The organism is Salinactinospora qingdaonensis, assembly GCF_039539445.1.
In the GTDB taxonomy this organism is placed as follows: Bacteria; Actinomycetota; Actinomycetes; order Streptosporangiales; family Streptosporangiaceae; genus Salinactinospora; species Salinactinospora qingdaonensis.
The window spans coordinates 1-612 of sequence record NZ_BAABDD010000086.1; the positions used below are offsets into that span (position 1 = coordinate 1).

Sequence of the window (612 nt, forward strand, 5' to 3'; positions counted from 1 at the left end):
GGGGCGCCTCGATCTTGGTGCCCTCCGACAGGACGGCGAAGTGGCTCAGGCCGAGATCGATGCCCACGGCGGACTCGGACTCGGGCAGCGTCTCGTCGCGGCCGGTGTCGACGACGAAGCTCGCGAAATACCGTCCCGCGCTGTCCTTTATGACGGTCACGCTGGAGGGGGCCGAGGGCAGGGTGCGCGACCATTTCACCCGCACGTTGCCGACTTTGGGGAGTCGGAGGTCGTTTCCGGGGGTGATCCTCCACCGGTCCGAGTGGGTGTACCTGACCGCCTGGCGCCGGTCTTTGCGAGACTTAAACCGCGGCGCGCCCATCCGCGGCCGCTTGCCCTTCAACCCATCGAAGAAATTCCGGTAGGCGGCATCCAGGTCCCGCAACGACTGCTGCAACACCCCGGTGGGGGCGTTGGCGAGCCACGCGCGTTCGGGGGTCGCCTTCGCCTGGGTAATCAGCAGCTTCGACAGCTCCCCCGTGGTGGGAAACGCCGCACCCTGCGCGCGGGCGTCCTCCCGCGCGCGCAGCGCGTCGTTGTCGGGTAGCCGGAGCGCATCACTGCGCCCCGGCCCCCTCAGAACCGTACGTGCCACTCGTCGCGGCATACGGC

The 612-nt window shown here is 69.1% G+C and carries 1 protein-coding gene; it reads right to left on the bottom strand.

What is annotated here, in order from left to right; translation table 11 throughout:
- On the bottom strand, positions 1–595 hold a 595-nt coding region (locus ABD848_RS24900; protein ID WP_344977660.1), incomplete at its 3' end, for an RNA-guided endonuclease InsQ/TnpB family protein.
- Between the last annotated feature and the right edge of the window lie 17 nt (positions 596–612).